Source organism: Aeromonas sp. R7-1 (assembly GCF_040908115.1).
In the GTDB taxonomy this organism is placed as follows: Bacteria; Pseudomonadota; Gammaproteobacteria; order Enterobacterales; family Aeromonadaceae; genus Aeromonas; species Aeromonas caviae.
Window position 1 is genome coordinate 70,982 of the sequence record NZ_JBFODD010000057.1, and the last position, 19,316, is coordinate 90,297.

General features: G+C 64.4%; 14 protein-coding genes. 7 read left to right on the forward strand and 7 right to left on the reverse strand.

Annotation, left to right across the window (positions count from 1 at the left end):
- Window positions 1–51 precede the first annotated feature (51 nt).
- From rng to tldD, 4 genes are all read left to right on the forward strand, one after another.
- Complete coding sequence (gene rng / locus AB5Y51_RS17010; RefSeq protein WP_010672637.1) at window positions 52–1,521, forward strand: ribonuclease G; 1,470 nt, start codon at window positions 52–54, stop codon at window positions 1,519–1,521.
- Window positions 1,522–5,424 (forward strand): YhdP family protein, encoded by a 3,903-nt coding sequence (locus tag AB5Y51_RS17015; RefSeq protein WP_368178770.1) that lies wholly within the window; start codon window positions 1,522–1,524, stop codon window positions 5,422–5,424. It abuts the gene before it with no gap.
- Window positions 5,425–5,662: 238 nt separating this feature from the next.
- Window positions 5,663–6,469 (forward strand): carbon-nitrogen hydrolase family protein, encoded by an 807-nt coding sequence (locus tag AB5Y51_RS17020; RefSeq protein WP_368178771.1) that lies wholly within the window; start codon window positions 5,663–5,665, stop codon window positions 6,467–6,469.
- A gap of 57 nt (window positions 6,470–6,526) precedes the next feature.
- Window positions 6,527–7,975 carry a metalloprotease TldD gene (gene tldD / locus AB5Y51_RS17025; RefSeq protein WP_041212218.1) on the forward strand — a complete coding sequence of 483 codons (1,449 nt, stop codon included), beginning with the start codon at window positions 6,527–6,529 and terminating at the stop codon, window positions 7,973–7,975.
- Between the two features lie 103 nt (window positions 7,976–8,078).
- Here the strand turns inward: tldD and AB5Y51_RS17030 are convergent, their stop codons facing one another.
- From AB5Y51_RS17030 to AB5Y51_RS17040, 3 genes are all read right to left on the reverse strand, one after another.
- Window positions 8,079–8,282: a hypothetical protein gene (locus tag AB5Y51_RS17030; RefSeq protein WP_041212219.1), complete on the reverse strand. Its 204-nt coding sequence runs from the start codon at window positions 8,280–8,282 to the stop codon at window positions 8,079–8,081.
- Window positions 8,283–8,441: 159 nt separating this feature from the next.
- A complete protein-coding gene (locus AB5Y51_RS17035) occupies window positions 8,442–9,164 on the reverse strand; it encodes a MarC family NAAT transporter (RefSeq protein WP_368178772.1) in 723 nt (240 codons plus the stop codon).
- A gap of 120 nt (window positions 9,165–9,284) precedes the next feature.
- On the reverse strand, window positions 9,285–10,601 hold the full coding sequence (locus tag AB5Y51_RS17040; RefSeq protein ID WP_103259375.1) for an MFS transporter: 1,317 nt from the start codon (window positions 10,599–10,601) through the stop codon (window positions 9,285–9,287).
- A 154-nt stretch (window positions 10,602–10,755) separates the two neighbouring features.
- On the opposite strand from AB5Y51_RS17040, the gene AB5Y51_RS17045 reads away from it, so the two are divergent.
- Entirely contained in the window at window positions 10,756–11,433 is a 678-nt protein-coding gene (locus AB5Y51_RS17045) for an ATP-binding protein (RefSeq protein WP_368178773.1), read from the forward strand.
- A gap of 73 nt (window positions 11,434–11,506) precedes the next feature.
- On the opposite strand, the gene AB5Y51_RS17050 is transcribed toward AB5Y51_RS17045, so the two are convergent.
- A complete protein-coding gene (locus AB5Y51_RS17050; RefSeq protein ID WP_201926590.1) occupies window positions 11,507–12,361 on the reverse strand; it encodes a neutral zinc metallopeptidase in 855 nt (284 codons plus the stop codon).
- 74 nt (window positions 12,362–12,435) lie between these two features.
- Window positions 12,436–12,699, reverse strand: a complete 264-nt coding sequence (locus AB5Y51_RS17055; RefSeq protein ID WP_039040440.1) for a hypothetical protein — start codon at window positions 12,697–12,699, stop codon at window positions 12,436–12,438.
- 139 nt (window positions 12,700–12,838) lie between these two features.
- Here AB5Y51_RS17055 and AB5Y51_RS17060 point away from each other — a divergent pair, with 139 nt between their 5' ends.
- Entirely contained in the window at window positions 12,839–13,360 is a 522-nt protein-coding gene (locus AB5Y51_RS17060; protein WP_010672652.1) for a GNAT family N-acetyltransferase, read from the forward strand.
- A gap of 103 nt (window positions 13,361–13,463) precedes the next feature.
- Here AB5Y51_RS17060 and AB5Y51_RS17065 read toward each other — a convergent pair whose 3' ends face one another.
- Together AB5Y51_RS17065 and AB5Y51_RS17070 are read right to left on the reverse strand one after the other, a co-directional pair.
- The gene (locus AB5Y51_RS17065) at window positions 13,464–13,637 is read right to left on the reverse strand and encodes a hypothetical protein (protein WP_176698562.1); all 174 of its coding nucleotides are present in this window, start codon (window positions 13,635–13,637) and stop codon (window positions 13,464–13,466) included.
- 474 nt (window positions 13,638–14,111) lie between these two features.
- Window positions 14,112–15,389, reverse strand: a complete 1,278-nt coding sequence (locus AB5Y51_RS17070; RefSeq protein WP_041214319.1) for a sodium:proton antiporter — start codon at window positions 15,387–15,389, stop codon at window positions 14,112–14,114.
- Window positions 15,390–15,593: 204 nt separating this feature from the next.
- Between AB5Y51_RS17070 and metH the strand changes: the two genes are divergently transcribed.
- On the forward strand, window positions 15,594–19,289 hold the full coding sequence (gene metH / locus AB5Y51_RS17075) for a methionine synthase (RefSeq protein ID WP_368178774.1): 3,696 nt from the start codon (window positions 15,594–15,596) through the stop codon (window positions 19,287–19,289).
- Window positions 19,290–19,316: the final 27 nt, after the last annotated feature.

Consider the following 19,316-nt stretch of genomic DNA (forward strand, 5'->3'; position numbering starts at 1 on the left):
TACCCGTTGTTCGTCGTGCCAGAATTCAAAACTAGAAAGGCAAGGTAACTTATGTCGGTAGAACTGCTGGTAAACGTCACCCCCTCCGAAACCCGGGTCGCCCTGGTCGAGAACGGTCTGCTGCAGGAAGTGCATGTGGAGCGTCAGGCCAAGCGCGGCATCGTGGGCAACATCTACAAGGGCAAGATCAGCCGCGTGCTACCCGGCATGCAGGCCGCCTTCGTCGACATCGGCATGGACAAGGCCGCCTTCCTGCACGCCTCCGACATAGTGCCCCATACCGAGTGCGTGGCGATCAAGGAGAAGGAGCAGTTCCAGGCCGGCAACATCGCCGAACTGGTGCGCCAGGGGCAGGACATCATGGTACAGGTGGTCAAAGACCCGCTCGGTACCAAGGGGGCCCGCCTAACCACCGACATCACCCTGCCATCCCGTTATCTGGTCTTCATGCCGGGCAGTGCCCACGTGGGGGTCTCCCAGCGCATCGAATCCGAGGCGGAGCGCGAGCGCCTCAAGCGCACCGTGGCCGGCTATGTGGACGAACTGGGCGGCTACATCATCCGCACCGCCGCCGAAGGGGTGGGGGAGCAGGAGCTGGAGCAGGACGCCGCCTTCTTGAAGCGTCTGTGGCGCAAGATCCTCGAGCGCAAGCAGAAGTACCCCCCCTGCAAGATCCTCTACGAGGATCCCAGCCTGGCGTTCAGGGTGGTGCGTGACTTCGTCGGTGCCGAGCTCGACAAGATCCGGGTCGACTCGCGCCAGAGCTTCGATCAGCTCAAGCGCTTCACCGAGGAGTACGTGCCCGAGCTGGCCAACAAGCTGGAGTACTACACCGGCGAGTCGCCGATCTTCGATCTCTACGATGTGGAGAACGAGATCCAGCGGGCGCTGGAGCGCAAGGTGGAGCTGAAATCCGGCGGCTACCTCATCATCGATCAGACCGAAGCCATGACCACGGTGGACATCAACACCGGCGCCTTCGTCGGCCATCGCAATCTGGAAGAGACCATCTTCAACACCAACGTCGAGGCCACCGCCGCCATCGCCCGTCACCTGCGCCTGCGCAACCTCGGCGGCATCATCATCATCGACTTCATCGACATGCAGTCCGAGGATCACCGTCGCCGGGTGCTGCACAGCCTGGAGCTGGCGCTGGCCAAGGACAGGGCCAAGACCAACGTCAACGGTTTCTCCCAGCTCGGGCTGGTGGAGATGACCCGCAAGCGCACCCGGGAGAGCCTGGAGCACGTGCTCTGCGCCGAGTGCCCCGAGTGCAAGGGGCGCGGCCGGGTCAAGACGGTGGAGTCGGTCTGCTTCGAGATCCTGCGAGAGATCATCCGGGTCAACCGCGCCTACGACGCGGATCAGTTCACCGTCTATGCGGCCCCCTCGGTGGCCGATTACCTGCGGGGGGAGGAGTCCCACAGTCTGGCGGAGCTGGAAGTCTTCATCGGCAAGCAGGTCAGGGTGGTCTCCGAGCCGCTCTGTGGGCAGGAACAGTTCGATGTGGTGATGATGTAATTGGTCTATCGCTGGCTGAGTCGGGGCTGGTTGGCCCTCGGAGTCTTCTTCGTGCTGCTGGCTGTTCTGGTCAGCGTGGTACGACTGGGCGGCCCCTTGCTCAACCAGCACCGGGCGGCCGTGATAGGGACCCTGCTCGGGGAGAGCCAGCTCGAGGTGAGCGTGGATCACGTCGGGCTGGAGTGGACTCCCCGCGGCCCGGCAATCGGGCTGGAAGGACTGGCCATCGCCCCCGATTCGGGGCGTTTCTCCCTGCGCCTTGGCAAGGTGTGGGCCCACCTCGACTTCTGGCGCTCCCTCAACGAACTCAGACCGGTGTTTGGCCAGTTGATCCTGAGCGACGGCAACATCGCGCTGGACATGACCCAGCCCGCCACCCCCGTCAGCGGGAAGAGCGCGAACCAGCAGGAGGCCCTGCTGCGCTTCCTGCTGACCCAGCTCTCCACCTTCGACATTCACGACACTCGCCTGAGCCTCACCACGGCACTGGGGGAGGTGCGCGCCCTCGACATCGCCCAGTTGCGCTGGCAGAACCGCGGCAAGCGGCATCAGGGGGTCGGCAAGGCCTATCTCATCAACGGGGTGGGGGAGAGCACCCTGGACCTCATCATCGATGTGGATGCCCCCGAGGTGCGGCTCGACCGCCTCAAGGGCCAGCTCTATCTGGGGGCCCGGGAGCTGGACATCAGCCCCATGCTGGCCCGGATCCACGCCGGCGCGCCGCCGGTGAGCGGCCAGCTCGACTTCCAGCTCTGGAGCGAGTTCGAGAAGGGCAGGCTCGGCAACTCCCTGCTGGCCTTTGGCAACAACCACCTGATCTGGAAGGACGAGATCAAGGGGGAGCCGCATCGCCTCGACCTGCAGGGAGGCAAGATCCAGCTGCGCCGGGACGGCGAGGCGTGGCAGCTCGCCAGCCACGACGTCACCTTCAAGCTCGATGGCGCCACCTGGCTGCACAGCCGCCTTCAGCTCGAGCGCATCGGCTCGCGCATCCAGGGCTATGTGCCCGCCATCGATCTCGACCAGATTGCCAACCTGAGCCAGCTGGTCTCCGGCCTCTATCCCGAGCTGACCGAGACCCTCAAACGCACCCGGCCAAGAGGCCAGTTGCAGGAGCTGGTCCTGCAAGCCGACGAGGACTGGCAGGGGCTCTCTTTGCAGGGGCAACTGCGCGGCTTCGGGACCCGGGCCTGGCACGATGTGCCCGGTCTGCAAAAGCTGGACGGTGACTTCTGGCTGACCCCGAACGGGGGGCGTGCCCGCCTGACCCTGGGCAAGGGCAAGGTGGATCCGGCCCGCCACTTCAAGGAACCCATCCCGGTGGACAGCCTGAGTGCGGCCCTCGACTGGTGGCGGGCGCCCCAAGGCTGGGTGCTCTATGGCCAGGACATTGCCCTGGACAACCCGGATCTGCGCCTCGCCAGCCGGTTTCGCCTCGAGCTGTTCGAGCACCCCTTCCTTGCTCTGACCGGGCGCATCGACGTCAAGAACGCGGCCCATGCGGATCGCTACTACCCCCTGGCGGTGATGGATGAGGGGCTGGTGAGCTACCTGAGCGGCGCCATCAAGGGGGGCAAGGCCAAGGGTGCAGACTTGCTCTGGTACGGCGAATTCCGTGACTTCCCCTACGACAACGGCAAGGGCGTCTTTCAGGTGGCGGTGCCGCTGCAACAGGCCACCTACGAGTTTTTCCCGGGCTGGCAGCCGCTGACCGACCTGCAGATCGATCTGCTGTTCCAGAACGCCAGCCTCGACATGAACAGCCGCGCCACCCAGCTCGGCAAGGCCAGCTCCGACTCGGTGCATGCCTGGATCCCGGACCTCTATCCGGGTGCTCACCTCTACGTGGATGCCAGGGTTGAGGGCGAGGGCAAGGCCATCAGCGACTATTTGCAGGACTCGCCGCTGGGGGGAACCGTCGGTCAGGCGCTGCGGGAGGTGGAGATCCGCGGCCCCATGAAGGGCACGGTGAAGCTCGACATACCGCTGGATGGCGAGGGGGAGGTCAAGGCCAGCGGGGAAGCCAGCTTCAAGGACAACAAGGTGAGGATCGCCTCCCTGGATCTGCCCCTCGACGGGGTCGCAGGAACGCTCGAGTATGACAACGAGCAGACGCGCATTCACAACCTCAAGGCCAGCCTGTGGAACCAGCCGCTGACCCTGGATTATCAGGGGCGGCAACTGCCCCACGGCTATCAGGCCGACCTCAAGTTCCAGGGGCAGTGGGACAGCCGTCGCCAGCGCCGGGATATACCGGCCCTCGAGATGCTCCAGGGGCGCAGCAACTGGTCCGGTACCCTGGGGCTGACCCTGCCCGAGAACAAGGCGTTCAGCTTCCAGCTGGCGCTGGACTCCAACCTGCAGGGCATGGGGCTGGATCTGCCCGTGCCCCTGACCAAGGCGGCGGGTACCCGGCTGCCCCTCAAGGTGACGGCCCGTGGGCGGGATGGCAGCGCCGACATCCGCGCCGTACTGGGGGCGGACATCGACATGCAGAGCCGCCTGGTGTACGGCGACGGCGTGCCCTATCTCAGCCGGGTGCGGGTCAACATCGGCCAGCCCGGGGCGCGGGTGATGCAGGACAAGCCCATGCTGCTCGCCATCAACCAGCAGCAGGCGGACGTAGCCGGCTGGCTGGCACGTCTCAAGCAGTGGCTGCCGGCCAAGGCGCAGGCGACGCAGGGCAATGCGGTGGTGGGCCCCGCTTTCTTGCCCCAGGAGTGGTGGGTAGATGGCCAGCTGGCCCGTGCCGACATCGGCAGTGCCAGCCTCAAGGCGGTGCACTTCACCCTGGGGCCGGTGAACCAGGCCACCGAGGTGATGATCGACAGCCCCGACGTGATGGGGGTGGTGCGGGTGCCGGTGGCCGATGGGCGCCCCATCGATGCCAAGTTTGCCCGTATCTACTGGTCCGGCAAGGGGACCGATCTCAGCCCGGATCCCGATGAGCGCCAGGACAGGGCCATCATGGACGCCATTCCCTGGCTCACCTTCAGTTGCGTGGATTGCCGCTTCGGCGAGCTGCCCCTGGGGGAGGTGAAGGGGGAACTGCTGCCCGGGGCCAACCGGCTGGATCTCAAGGGGCTGGAGATGCGCCTGGCGGGCAGCACCCTGCGCGGCAGCGCCGAGTGGCTGGCCCGTGGCAGCCAGATGCAGACCCGTGCCAGGGTGAACCTCGAGACCCGCAACAGCGAGCTCCTGCTCAAGCGGCTCGGCTACACCTCGCCCATCGGGGATGCCCCGGGCAAGCTGGCGCTGGATCTGAACTGGCGTGACGTGCCCTACCGCCTGAGCCTGCCGACTCTGGCGGGCAGCGCCGACTACCAGCTGGAGGGGGGGACCCTGCGAGAGGTCAACGACAAGGGGGCCCGGCTGCTCTCCCTGCTGAGCCTCGATTCCCTGATGCGCAAGCTGCGCCTCGATTTTCGCGACGTCTTCGACAAGGGCTTCTATTTCGAGTCCATGTCCGCCTCCGCCAAGGTCCATCAGGGGGTGGTGGAGAACAACGACTTCTACATGAAGGGGGCCGCGGGCAACCTGCGGGGCAAGGGTATCGCGGATCTGGTGCGCTGGCGGCTCGACTTTGATCTGAGCTTCTCTCCGAACCTGGGGGGCACCCTGCCCGTGGTGGCGGCCTTCTCCCTGACTCCCATCACCGGGCTCTATGTGCTGGCCCTCTCCAAGCTGCTGGAGCCCGTGGTGGACGTGGTGACCCGCATCGATTTTCGGGTCTCCGGCCCGCTGGACGCCCCCAAGCTGGTGGAGGCGGGGCGGGATCGCGCCCGCATCAAGCTCAACCAGCAGCAGAAGGAGGCGGTGGATGCGGTGGCGCCCGGCCTGCCCGCCAAGGAGGTCACCCCCTTCCTGCTCAATCCCAAGCACCAGGGCTCGGGTCAGCGCTGAGGGCCAGCGCCGGGCTGGGGGACTTTCCCCCGGCCGCCAAACCCCTCATAGTGCAGATATTGCCCCGCGAGCCGAGGAGGTCTTGTGTCACCGGCTCGTCCAACAGAAGAGTGCGGATATTGCCCTGCGAGCCGAGAAGGCCTTGTGCCACCGGCTCGCCCAACAGAAGAGTGCGGATATTGCCCTGCGAGCCGAGGAGGCCTTCTGCCACCGGCTCGCCCAACAGAAGGAGCGCGTCATGTGGCTAGCCGCCATGCAGTTGATTTCGGGTCGTACCTGGCAGGATAACCGGGAGCGGATCGCCGCCGAGCTGGCGAGTCTGCCCGGGGAGCGCCCCTTGCTGGTGCTGCTGCCGGAAAACTTCGCCCTCTTTGGCGAGCGGCAGGGGTATCTGGACGGGGCAGAGCCATTGGGAAATGGCCCAATCCAGCAGCAACTCTCTGATTGGGCCAAATCCCACGGCATCTGGCTGGTGGGCGGGGCCATGCCCACCGCCATCGCCGGTGCCGACCACATCCACACCAGCACCCTGGTGTTCGATCCCGACGGCGAGCTCAAGGGGCATTACCACAAGATCCACCTGTTCGACGTGGACGTGGCGGACAATCACGGCCGCTACCGGGAGTCGGAGACCTTCAGCCCGGGTGATCAGCCTGTGCTGGTGGACTCCCCCTTTGGTCCCCTCGGCCTCTCTATCTGTTATGATCTGCGCTTTCCCGAGCTGTACCGCCAGCTGGCCCGGGCCGGTGCCCGGGTGCTGCTGGTGCCTGCCGCCTTTACCGCCGTCACCGGCGAGGCGCACTGGGAGCCCCTGCTGCGGGCCCGTGCCATCGAGAACCAGTGCTACGTGGTGGCCGCCAACCAGGGGGGCACCCACGAGACGGGGCGCCAGACCTGGGGCCACAGCATGGTGATCGACCCCTGGGGCCGGGTGCTGGCCTGTCGGGCGTCGGGGCAGGGCACAGTGCTGGCGCCGCTGGATGGGGCCCTGATCGATGAATTGAAACGCACCATGCCGGTGCTGCAACACGCCCGCCTGCTGTGAGCCCGCGGCCGTGGATTTAACCGTTACGACATCTCGCATGAGAGTGGAGAGAAAGATTTGAGTCTATTGAGCCAGGTTAGTGCCTCCCTGTTGGCCCCGAACGATCTCGACGAAGGGCGGCTGCAACAGCTGCTCGGCAGCCTGATGAGCCATCAGGTGGAGTTCGGCGACCTCTATTTCCAGCGCAGCTGGCACGAGTCCTGGATGCTGGAGGACGGCATCGTCAAGGATGGCAGCTACAACATCGATCAGGGGGTGGGGGTGCGCGCCGTCAGCGGCGAGAAGACCGGTTTCGCCTACTCGGACGAGCTGAGCCTGCTGGCGCTGCAACAGTCGGTGACTGCCGCTCGCGGCATCGCCGCCGCCGGTGCGCAGGGCAAGGTGAAGGCGTGGGCTCGCACCGAAGCAAACCTGCTCTACCCGGCGCTGGATCCCCTGCAGACCCTCGACAAGCAGCAGAAAATTGCCCTGCTGGAGCAGATGGACAAGTTCGCCAGAAGTCTGGATCCCGCCATCAATCAGGTGATGGCTTCCATCAGCGGGGTCTATGAAGAGATCCTGGTGGCCGCCACCGATGGCACCCTGGCCGCCGACGTGCGTCCGCTGGTGCGCCTCTCGGTGACCGTCATCGCCGAGAAGGGGGATCGCCGTGAGCGCGGCAGCGCGGGGGGCGGTGGCCGCTTCGGTTACGACCATTTCCTCGAGCTGGACGGGCTCGAGAGCCGGGCGTTTGGCTATGTGCGCGAAGCGGTGCGCCAGGCCCTGGTCAACCTGGAGGCCATCGACGCCCCGGCCGGCACCATGCCGGTGGTGCTCGGTGCCGGCTGGCCCGGTGTGCTGCTGCACGAGGCGGTGGGTCACGGTCTGGAGGGGGACTTCAACCGCAAGGGCTCCTCCGCCTTTGCCGGGCGCATCGGCGAGCAGGTGGCTTCCAAACACTGCACCATCGTCGATGACGGCACCCTGCCGGGTCGGCGCGGCTCCGTCTCCATCGACGACGAGGGGACGCCGGGGGGTTACAACGTGCTGATCGAGAACGGCATCCTCAAGGGTTACCTGCAGGACAAGCAGAATGCCCGCCTGATGGGGGTGCCGCTCACCGGCAACGGCCGCCGCGAATCCTACGCCGCCCTGCCGATGCCGCGCATGACCAACACCTATATGCTGGCGGGTCAGTACGATCCGGCGGAGATCATCGCCTCGGTGAAGAAGGGGATCTATGCCCCCAACTTCGGCGGCGGTCAGGTGGACATCACCTCCGGCAAGTTCGTCTTCTCCGCCTCCGAGGCCTACCTGATCGAGGATGGCAGGATCACCGCGCCCATCAAGGGGGCGACCCTGATCGGCAACGGCCCCGAGGCGATGAGCCAGGTTTCCATGGTGGGCCGTGATCTCGCGCTGGATCGCGGGGTCGGGGTCTGTGGCAAGGAGGGGCAGAGCGTGCCGGTCGGCGTCGGCCAGCCCACCCTCAAGCTGGATCAGCTCACCGTGGGCGGCACCCAGTAAGGTCACACACCTTTGTAAACCCCGGCCCGGCGCCGGGGTTTTTATTGGAACGCGCAAGCAATAAAAAGCCCCGGCAGGCGCCGGGGCTGGGAAAGGGGTCGGGTCAGTTGACCGAAATGGCGCGGGCGTCGATGAAGAAGCGGGCGTGGCCGTGGTCATCCACCCTTATCTGGGCGAGCAGGCGATCCTTTCGCTTGAACTCCCATCCTGTCTTGATCCGGGTCAGCGCGGGGCTGGCGGCACCGACCACGTTCAGATACTCATGAAACAGGCTGTAGCTTCCAATCTCGGTCAGCATCTTTTCCATTTGCATATCTCCTCAAGTGATGGGGTCAGCACATGCCACGCTAGCGGCAACCTTCTGAACCCTGCCTGTACAAAAACCAGACTACCCCATCAAGATGAAGGCAATATGATCAGGCGCAAGATCAGGAGGGATTTGCACGAAAAATGACACCGTTTTCAATCAGGGCTGGCGCGGCACGGCGAGATGATCGAGGGCGGTAGATCCGACATGGGTCGGCAAGGCGGCAGCGGGTTGTTCCATCACCTGGCCATGGAAGACGGGATCCTGAGCCACCTCCTTGACGCCGTTGATGCAGAACTGCATACCCATGCACACCAGCAGAAAACCCATGATGCGGGTCATGGCGTCGATGCCGGTGGCTCCCAGGATCTTGCACACGGGATCTGCCAGCTTGAGCACACCCCAGCTGATCAGGCTCATCAGGGCGAAGGCGGTGACCATGGCGGCATAGATGACGACGCGATCGGCCTCGGCCGGCAGCTCGGCGATCTGGGCCGCGCCGCTGATCACCAGCGCCATGGTGCCGGGTCCGCACATGCTGGGCATGGTCAGGGGCACGAAGGCGATATTCTGGTTGGCCTCGACCCCGGCAGACTGGTTTGGCGAGGGGAACAGCATGCGAAAGCCGATGAAGGCGATGATGAGGCCACCGGCCAGGCGCAGGCCGGGAATGGAGATCCCGAACAGATCCAGGATGGAGGATCCGATGAAGAAGCTGACGCACAGGGTGGCGAACAGATAGAGGGCGGCCATGTTGATCTGGCGGCGAATGTGCTCGCGGGACATGCCCTTGCTCAATCCCAGCAGCAGGGTGGCCGTGGTGGGCGGGTTGACCATGGGCAGCAGGGCCAGCAAGGCGAGAAAGACGACCTGGAAGAACATAGTGGACCTCGGGCAGGTGGACGGATTGGGGTGAGCTGGCAGGTCCGCAGCGGACCGCCACCCGGTCGATGATATCCGCAAAGAACAAGCCCCGACAGTGCGGGGCTTGCTTGGGAAGGATCAGGCGGCCTGCGGGGTGGCCTGGCGTTGGCCGCGCTGGCGCAGCCAGAGCCAGATGCCGAGCACGAAACCGAGGGCGGCCAGGCTGACCACATAGTGGGAGGGGGCCAGCACGTCCTCCTTCATCCAGAGGGTGACCAGCATGGGGGTGAGGCCGCCGAAGATGGCGTAGGCCACGTTGTAGGAGAACGACAGCCCGGAGAAGCGCACCACCGGCGGGAAGGCATTGACCATGACGTAGGGCACGGCGCCGACGATCCCCACCGCAAAGCCCGCCAGCATGTAGAGGGGCACCAGCTGATCCGTGCCGACTGCCAGGCTGTGGTAGAAGGTATAAGTGGCGCCGGCCAGCAGCAGGGAGCCCAGGATGAAGGTAGGGCCGCTGCCGATGGCATCGATCAGGCGACCATAGACGATGCAGCCCAGGGTGAGGGCGACGATGGCCAGGGAGTTGGCGGTCAGGGCATCGGCCGGGCTGATGCCGTGGACCTTCTGCAGATAGGTCGGGGTCATCAGGATCACCACCACTATGCCGGCGGAGAGCAGCCAGGTCAGCAGCATGGAGACGACGACGCTGCCCTTGTGTTCACGCAGCACCGTCTTGAGGGGCAGCTCCTCGGCCAGGGACTTGTTGGCCTGCATCTCGGCGAAGACCGGAGTCTCGTGCAGCCAGCGGCGCAGGTACATGGCGACGATGCCGAACACGCCGCCGAGCACGAAGGCCAGACGCCAGCCCCAGTCGCTCACATCGCCCGGGCTCATGCCACGGTTGATGGCGGTCGCCACCAGGGAGCCGAGCAGGATGCCGGCGGTCAGCCCCGCGGTGAGGGTGCCGCAGGCGACACCGACCCGGCGGGCGGGCACATGTTCGGCCACGAAGACCCAGGCACCGGGGACCTCCCCGCCGATGGCGGCCCCTTGCAGGATCCGCAGCAGCAGCAACAGCAGGGGGGCGGCGATGCCGAGCACGGCGTAGGTGGGCAGCAGGCCGATCAGCAAGGTCGGCAAGGCCATCAGGATGATGCTGAGGGTGAACATCCGCTTGCGGCCGATGAGATCGCCAAAGTGGGCCATGATGATGCCCCCCAGGGGACGAGCCAGGTAGCCGGCGGCGAAGATGCCGAAGGTCTGGAACTGGCGCAGCCACTCGGGAATGTCGGCCGGGAAGAAGAGCTCGCCGATGACCACGGCGAAGAAGACGAAGATGATGAAGTCGTAGAATTCGAGGGCGCCGCCCAGCGCCGCCAGGCTCAGGGTTTTGTAATCCTGTCGATTGAGGGGGCGACCGTGGTCGTGCGATGTGCTGACTTTACTCATATCCTTATGTTTCCCATCGTTTTTTTAGTTATTCTCCCCGGTGTGCTGCGGGGATACGCTCACCCACGAGGGTATGCTTTTGTGTCCCGCAATGTAAATCGCACAATTCGCAACACTGTCTTGCAGCACGGTGCGGCAAGTAGCTGGAGAGATGATGACGAAGAAAAAGGTACTGCTCTCCTGGAGCAGCGGAAAAGACAGCGCCTGGGCCTTGCATCGCCTGCGCGAGGATCCGGCCATCGAGGTGGTGGGGCTGTTCACCACCCTCAACCAGGCGTTCGAGCGGGTGGCCATGCACGGGGTGCGCAAGCAGTTGTTGTTGGCACAGGCTGAGTGCGTGGGCTTGCCGCTGATCACCATCGACCTGCCCTGGCCCTGCAGCAACGAGGAGTATGGGCGCATCATGACGGGCTTCATCGCCGATGTGCAGGCCAAGGGCATTCACCACATGGCGTTCGGGGATCTCTTTCTTGAGGATGTGCGCGCCTATCGGGAGCGGCAACTGGCGGGGACCGGCATCACGCCGCTCTTCCCGCTCTGGCGCAGCGACACGACCGAGCTGGCGCAGGCGATGATCGACGCCGGGCTCAAGGCCAGGGTCTGCACCCTGGATCCGGGCAAGCTGGACGCCGGGTTTGGTGGTCATGAATTCGGCCCGGCCTTGCTGGCTGCCCTGCCCGCCGGGGTGGATCCCTGCGGCGAGAACGGGGAATTTCACACCCTGGCCTGGGACGGCCCCATGTTCCTGCATCCCCTGCCCATCCGGGTGGGGGAAACGGTGCTGCGGGACGGCTTCGTCTTCACCGATCTGCTGGCGGAGGATCCCGAATGAGGGAAGACCCCCTCGGGTGAGAAAGGAAAGGGGCCGGCTCCGTGAGGAATCGGCCCCTTTGCGTTTGCCCCCTTCAGCGGGCGGCGAAGATGTCGCAACTGGCGGGCTTGCCGCTGTCAAAACCGCGTTTGAACCAGGTGAGGCGCTGGGCCGAGGTGCCGTGGGTGAAGCTGTCGGGAACGACCCGGCCCTGACCCTGCTGCTGCAACCTGTCGTCGCCGATGGCCTGGGCGGCGTTGAGCGCCTCTTCCAGATCGCCGCGCTCCAGCACCTGCTCTTTTTCCATGTAGTGGCCCCAGACCCCGGCGAAGCAGTCCGCCTGGAGTTCGAGCTTGACCGACAACCGGTTCTGGGCGACCTGGCTCAGCCCCTGTTGCTGCTGGCGCACCTTGGTGGAGATGCCGAGCAGGTTCTGCACGTGGTGGCCTACCTCGTGGGCGATCACATAGCCCTGGGCGAAGTCGCCGTCGGCCCCCAGCTTGTCGCGCATGTCCTGATAGAAGGAGAGATCGATGTAGACGGTGCTGTCGGCCGGACAGTAGAAGGGCCCCATCACCGACTGCCCCTGGCCGCAGCCGGTGCGGGTCGCACCGCGATAGAGCACCAGTCTGGGGGCCTGATAGTGGTTGCCGCTTTGCTGGAACATCTCACCCCAGGCGTCCTCCGTGGAGGCGAGCATCACCGAGGTGAAGCGGGCGAGGGGATCGTTGGCAGCCTGGGACGAGTTCTGACGCTGGGGCTGGCTCTGCGGGGCCGGATCCTGCAGCAGGGGGCCGAGGTCCACGCCGTAGTACCCCGCCACCATGACCACCACCAGCAGGATCAGACGCCCCTTGCCACCGATGGGCAGGCCGCCGCCCCCGTTGCCGCCGCCTTGCTGGCGTCGGTCTTCCACATTGTTGCTCTCACGGCGATCTTGCCAGCGCATATCCCCATACTCCCGTCATTGGTGGTGGCAGTAATGATAATGGCTGGCGCCGGGGCTTGCCTAATCGGCCCTGGTCATTCGGCCCAGGGCATCTCGGGCAGGCTGTCGAGAAACTCGCCGTAACGGACGAGGTTGAAGGGGCCCTGTTCGGCTTCCATGGCCATGAGTTCGGCGCCCAGGGCGCAGGCGATGTATTGCAGCGCCTCTTCCCGCGGGGTGCCCTTCATCACCAGGCGCATCAGGGTCGCTTTCACCTGGAGGGGATGGCCGTCGGCGAGCTGGTTCTCCACCATCTCCAGCAGTGTCTCTTCATCAAAAAATTCGGGGGTATCGGTCATGGCCGTTCTCCTGCCTGTTCCATGGGGTGGGCAGTATAGCGGGGACGCGGCTCCCGGGGCGAAAATATCGTCCGGGTCTTGCCAAGGAAGCGGGGCGGGAGCAGTCTTGGACACTCTCTCTGCCGAACGAGCCCATGTCATGATCCTCTCCGAGCGCCTGGAACTGCGCGAACTGACCATTGTCGATGCCCCCTTCATTCTCGAACTGCTCAACGATGGTGATTTTCACCGCTACATCGGCGATCGCGGGGTGCGTACCCTGGCGGATGCCGAAAACTATATCCAGCAGGGGCCTGCGGTCAGTTATGCCCGCCACGGTCACGGACTCTATCTGGTGGTGCGGCGGGAAGACGGGGCCAGGCTCGGCATCTGTGGTCTGATCAAGCGCGATACCCTGCCCTGTGAAGACATCGGCTATGCCTTCCTGCCCGCCTGGCGCGGCCAGGGCTATGCCATCGAGGCCGCGCGGGCGGCCATGGCAGATGGCCGTGAACGGCTCGGTATCGAGCGGGTGGTCGCCATCGTCACCCCGGGCAATGAGCGCTCGGTCCGGCTACTCGCCAAGCTGGGGCTGAGTCAGGGCAAACGGGTCAGGCTGGGAGCCGGCGAGGAGGAGTGCCTGCTGCTGGAGGCGCCGGACAAGGAGACTTGCGGGGTCTAGTCATCGCTCGGGTGGTGGGACCATGCAGACTATGACGTCAGGCAAGGAGGCCGCCGTGAGTTGCGGCCTGTCTGCATCGGGCTCTGCCGGTGGGCAGGCAAAGTCAGTTGAGCTCTTCGATGGAGAACTCGCCGGCGATACCATCACAGGAGATGGCGAAGCCGCCGCTGAAGCGGGTGCTGAACTGGATCAGGAACGCATCGTCGTCGTGTTCTTGCACGGGCAGGTTGATGGGTTTGCTGCGACGCAGGGGTTTGCGGATTTGTACGTGTTTCATCATGGTATTTCTCTATATAAATTAAGTGTTTGCTCCTTGTATTGGCAAATGTCAGGTCAATGGGCGCGGTCAGCACGATGGCGGACGAGCGCGCAGGAATACCCAGCCCGGTTCAGGGGCGTCTGCACTTTCAAGGAAGGCGCCAAGGACCACGCGGATGCATGATGCTACTTGGGAGTGGGCAGATCGGGTCTGCACCGTGAGAGCCGGGCAACGCAGGCAGACAGCCTGAACGGTTCTCAAGGCGAGTAAATCAGAAGAAGGTTATGCGGGTACTGGCAGGATTCATCGTGAGGTGAAGCATTGCGAACATAATCAGGGCTGATCAACTAGCCGGCGCGCATTCTCTCCTCGAAATGTGTAAAAAGCAAACACTAATTGTGCGTTCACCCAGTCATTCCCTGTTTTTCACGGCCACGGGGACGGCAAAAGGGCTCCCGAGGGAGCCCTTTTCATTGCCGGTCAGGGACGGGCTCAGGCGTCGCCGCAGGCCTTCTTGGCGGCGGTGATCATGGGGGTAATGGTCATGCCCTGTACCACGATGGAGAACATCACCACCGAGTAGGTCATCACCAGGATCACCTGGCGCAGATCGACGTTGTGCTCCGGGATCATCATGACACCGGATGGCAGTGCCAGGGCCATGGCCATGGCCAGACCGCCACGCAGGCCGCCCCAGGTGAGGATGCGCACCGAGAAGGTGTTGTAGCTGCGGAACTTGCGGAACGTCACATAGGGCAGGGAGACGCTGATGAAGCGGGCAGCCAGGCAGAGCGGCACCGCGATGACCAGCAGGATCCAGTCGCGCCAGTCGAGGTCCAGCAGCACCAGTGCCAGACCGATCAGCAGGAACAGCAGGGCGTTGAGGAACTGATCCATCAACTCCCAGAAGTGATCCAGGTGGTGCTGGCTCTGCTCGGAGAAGCCGGAATGACGGGTCCAGTTGCCGATCATGATGCCGGTCACCACCATGGCCAGGGCGCCGGAGACGCCGATCATGTTGGCGAAGGCGAAGCCCGCGGTCGGGATGCAGAGGGTCAGCAGCAGCTCCAGGGAGCCGTCGTCGGTGGCGCTGATCATCACGTGGGCGATGAGACCCAGCACGGCCCCGAACAGGATGCCGCCGAGAGCCTCATGCAGGAACAGACCGGCCACGCTGCCGAAGGTGGGCTCCACGCCGCCAAAGGCCACGGCAAACACGGTGGCGAAGATGACCAGACCGACACCGTCGTTGAACAGGGATTCCCCCTCGATCTGGATGGCGATCTGGGGTGGCGCCTTCATCTTCTTGACGATGGCCAGTACGGCGATGGGGTCGGTGGGGGAGATCAGGGCACCGAACAACATGCAGTAGACCAGCGGCACATCCCAGCCCAGCAGCTTGGCGATGAACCAGAAGCCGTAGCCGATGAGGAAGGTGGAGAGCAGGGTGGCGGCTATGGCCAGAATGGTGATTTCCCACTTCTGGCTACGCAACGCCTTGAGGTTGATGCCAAGGCCGCCGGCGAACAGCAGGAAGCCCAGGATCCCCTTCAACAGGAAGTTCTGGAAGTCGATGCTCTCCATGGTCTTGATGGCGAGAGGCTCCAGATTGAACCAACCCAGTTTGCCAAACAGCACCAGCAGCGCGGAGATCAGCATGGAGCCCGCAGTGATGGCGATGGTGGTCTGGATCTTCACAACATACTGGTTGGCAAAGGCGATGAAGATCGCCAACGCTGCCAGGAAGCAGAGTGTGTAGTAGACGCTCATAGTTATTTTTCTCTTTGGTAAACAGCAAGCACGTATCCCTCTTGAGGACGGGCATAGGGTACTCCCGGGTTAGATCATGCTCATTACCTATTTATGGTTATATTTAATCGTTGTCATGGACAGATAGACGGCTAGATTTCCATTTAATTTGATTGCTGCTAGGATGGGCATCACGCAGTTGCATGGATGTAAGGGGTACGAGCGGTGTCGAGCAGAGAGTCGAACAAGAAAGCGGATGTCACAACCAGGCTGGAAGCCTGTCTCAAGGAGCGGATCCTGATCATCGACGGGGCCATGGGCACCATGATCCAGGGTTACAAACTCGGTGAGGCGGACTATCGGGGGGAGCGGTTTGCCGACTGGCATACCGACATCAAGGGCAACAACGACCTGCTGGTGTTGAGCCGTCCCGCCGTCATTCGCGAGATCCACGACCAGTATTGTGCCGCCGGGGCCGACATCCTCGAGACCAACACCTTCAACGCCACCCGCATCGCCATGGCGGACTACGAGATGGAAGCGCTCTCGGCCGAGATAAACCGGGAGGCAGCCCGCCTGGCCCGCGCCGTGGCGGACGAGTGGACGGCCAAAGAGCCAGCCAAGCCGCGCTTTGTGGCAGGGGTTCTGGGTCCCACCAACCGTACCGCCTCCATCTCGCCGGACGTGAACGACCCGGGCAAGCGCAACGTCACCTATGACGAGCTGGTGGCCGCCTACACCGAATCGACCCACGCCCTGATCGAGGGCGGTGCCGACATCATCCTGATCGAGACCATCTTCGACACCCTCAACGCCAAGGCGGCCGCCTTCGCGGTGGACCTGGTGTTCGAGGAGCTGGGTTACAGCCTGCCGGTGATGATCTCCGGCACCATCACGGACGCCTCCGGTCGTACCCTCTCGGGCCAGACCACCGAGGCCTTCTACCACTCCCTTCGCCACGTCAAACCGGTCTCCTTCGGCCTCAACTGTGCGCTGGGGCCGGACGAGCTGCGCCAGTACGTGGAGGAGCTGTCCCGCATCAGCGAGACCCATGTCAGCGCCCACCCCAATGCCGGTCTGCCCAATGCGTTTGGCGAGTACGATCTGGACGCGGTCGAGATGGCGGAGCATATCCGCGAGTGGGCTTCGAGCGGCTTTCTCAACCTGGTGGGCGGCTGCTGCGGCACCACCCCAACCCACATCCGCGCCATGGCGGACGCCGTGGCGGGCATCAAGCCCCGCGCCCTGCCGGATCTGCCGGTGGCCTGCCGGTTGTCGGGCCTGGAGCCTCTCATCATCACGGCGGACTCCATGTTCGTGAACGTGGGTGAGCGGACCAACGTCACCGGTTCGGCCAAGTTCAAGCGCTTGATAAAAGAAGGGCTCTACGACGAGGCCCTGGATGTGGCCAAGCAGCAGGTGGAAAACGGCGCCCAGATCATCGACATCAACATGGATGAGGGGATGCTGGACGCCGAGGCGGCCATGGTGCGCTTCCTGAACCTCATCGCCGGGGAACCGGACATCGCCCGGGTGCCGGTGATGATCGACTCCTCCAAGTGGGAGGTGCTGGAGGCGGGCCTCAAGTGCGTGCAGGGCAAGCCGGTGGTCAACTCCATCTCCATGAAGGAGGGGGAGGACAAATTCATCGAACAGGCGAAACTGCTGCGCCGCTACGGCGCCGCCGTCATCGTCATGGCGTTCGACGAGGTGGGCCAGGCCGATACCCGGGCCCGCAAGTTCGAGATCTGCCAGCGCGCCTACCGCATTCTGGTGGACCGCGTCGGCTTCCCGCCGGAAGACATCATCTTCGACCCCAACATCTTCGCGGTGGCGACCGGCATCGACGAGCACAACAACTACGCGGTGGACTTCATCGAAGCGGTGAAGGACATCAAAACGCACCTGCCCCACGCCATGATCTCCGGCGGCGTTTCCAACGTCTCCTTCTCCTTCCGTGGCAACGAGCCGGTGCGCGAAGCCATCCACGCTGTCTTCCTCTACCACGCCATCAGGAACGGCATGGACATGGGGATCGTCAACGCGGGCCAGCTTGCCATCTACGAAGACATCCCGGCCGAGCTCAAAGAGAAGGTCGAGGCGGTGGTGCTGAACCTCAACGACAACGCCACCGAGGCACTGCTGGCCATCGCCGAGAAGTATCGCGGCGCGGGTGCCCAGGCGGAGGATCCGCGGGATCAGGAGTGGCGCAGCTGGCCGGTGGGCAAGCGGCTCGAACACGCCCTGGTCAAGGGGATCACTGATTTCATCGAGGAGGATACCGAGGAGGCGCGCGCCCAGGCCGAGAAGCCGCTGCACGTCATCGAGGGGCCGCTGATGGACGGCATGAACGTGGTGGGCGATCTGTTCGGCGCCGGCAAGATGTTCCTGCCCCAGGTGGTGAAGTCGGCCCGGGTGATGAAGCGGGCGGTGGCCTACCTGCAACCCTATATCGAGGCGGAGAAGTCCGGCGGTTCCAGCAACGGCAAAATCGTGCTGGCCACCGTCAAGGGTGACGTGCACGACATCGGCAAGAACATCGTCGGGGTGGTGCTCCAGTGCAACAACTTCGAGATCGTGGATCTCGGGGTCATGGTCTCCTGCGAGACCATCCTCAAGACGGCCCGGGAAGTGAACGCCGACATCATCGGCCTGTCGGGCCTCATCACTCCGTCCCTGGACGAGATGGTGCACGTGGCCAAAGAGATGGAGCGTCAGGGGTTCAAGCTGCCGCTGCTCATCGGCGGAGCCACCACTTCCAAGGCCCACACCGCGGTGAAGATAGAGCAGAACTACTCCGAGCCCGTGGTCTATGTCTCCAACGCCTCCCGCGCCGTGGGGGTGGCCCAGAGCCTGCTGAGCCCGGAGCTCAAGCCCGCCTTCGTCGCCCGCATCGACAAGGAGTACGAGATTGCCCGGGATCAGCATGCCCGCAAGCAGCCGCGCTCCAAGCCGGTCAGCCTGGCCCATGCCCGCGCCAACCGCCATCAGCTGGACTGGGTGGGCTATGAGCCCCCGGCGCCCCGGGAGCCCGGCGTGCAGACCTTCGAAAACGTGCCCATCTCTGTGCTGCGCCCCTACATCGACTGGACGCCGTTTTTCCTGAGCTGGGAGCTGGCGGGCAAGTTCCCCCGCATCCTGGAAGATGAGGTGGTGGGGGAGGAGGCGACGCGCCTCTACGCCGACGCCAACGCCATGCTGGATCAGCTGGAGAAGGATCAGAGCGTGCGCTGCGCCGGTATCGTCGGCCTGTTCCCCGCCAACGCCGTGGGGGACAGCATCGAGGTCTACACCGACGAGACCCGCACCCAGGTGCGCAAGGTGCTGCACCACCTGCGCCAGCAGAGCGAGAAGCAGGGCTTCCCCAACTACTGTCTGGCAGACTATGTGGCGCCGAAAGAGAGCGGCAAGCCCGACTGGATCGGCGCCTTCGCGGTGACCGGCGGCATCGGCGAGGAGGCCATCGCCAAGGCCTACAAGGCGGACCACGACGACTACAACGCCATCCTCATCCAGGCGGTGTGCGATCGCCTCGCCGAGGCCTTTGCCGAATACCTCCACGAGCAGGTGCGCAAAGTGCACTGGGGTTATGCCCCGGACGAGGCGCTCTCCAACGAGGAGCTGATCCGCGAGAACTATCGTGGCATCCGCCCGGCGCCGGGTTACCCGGCCTGCCCGGAGCACACCGAGAAGGGGAGCATCTGGGAGCTGCTGGACGTGGAGCAGGCCATCGGCATGCAGCTCACCGAGTCCTACGCCATGTGGCCTGGGGCGGCGGTATCCGGCTGGTACTTCTCCCACCCCGACAGCAAGTACTTCGCGGTGGCCCAGATCCAGCAGGATCAGGTGGAGGACTACGCCGTGCGCAAGGGCATGACCCTGGCAGAGGCCGAACGCTGGCTGGGACCCAACCTGCACTGATCCCCGTCTGCCTCGCCTCACGCGGTG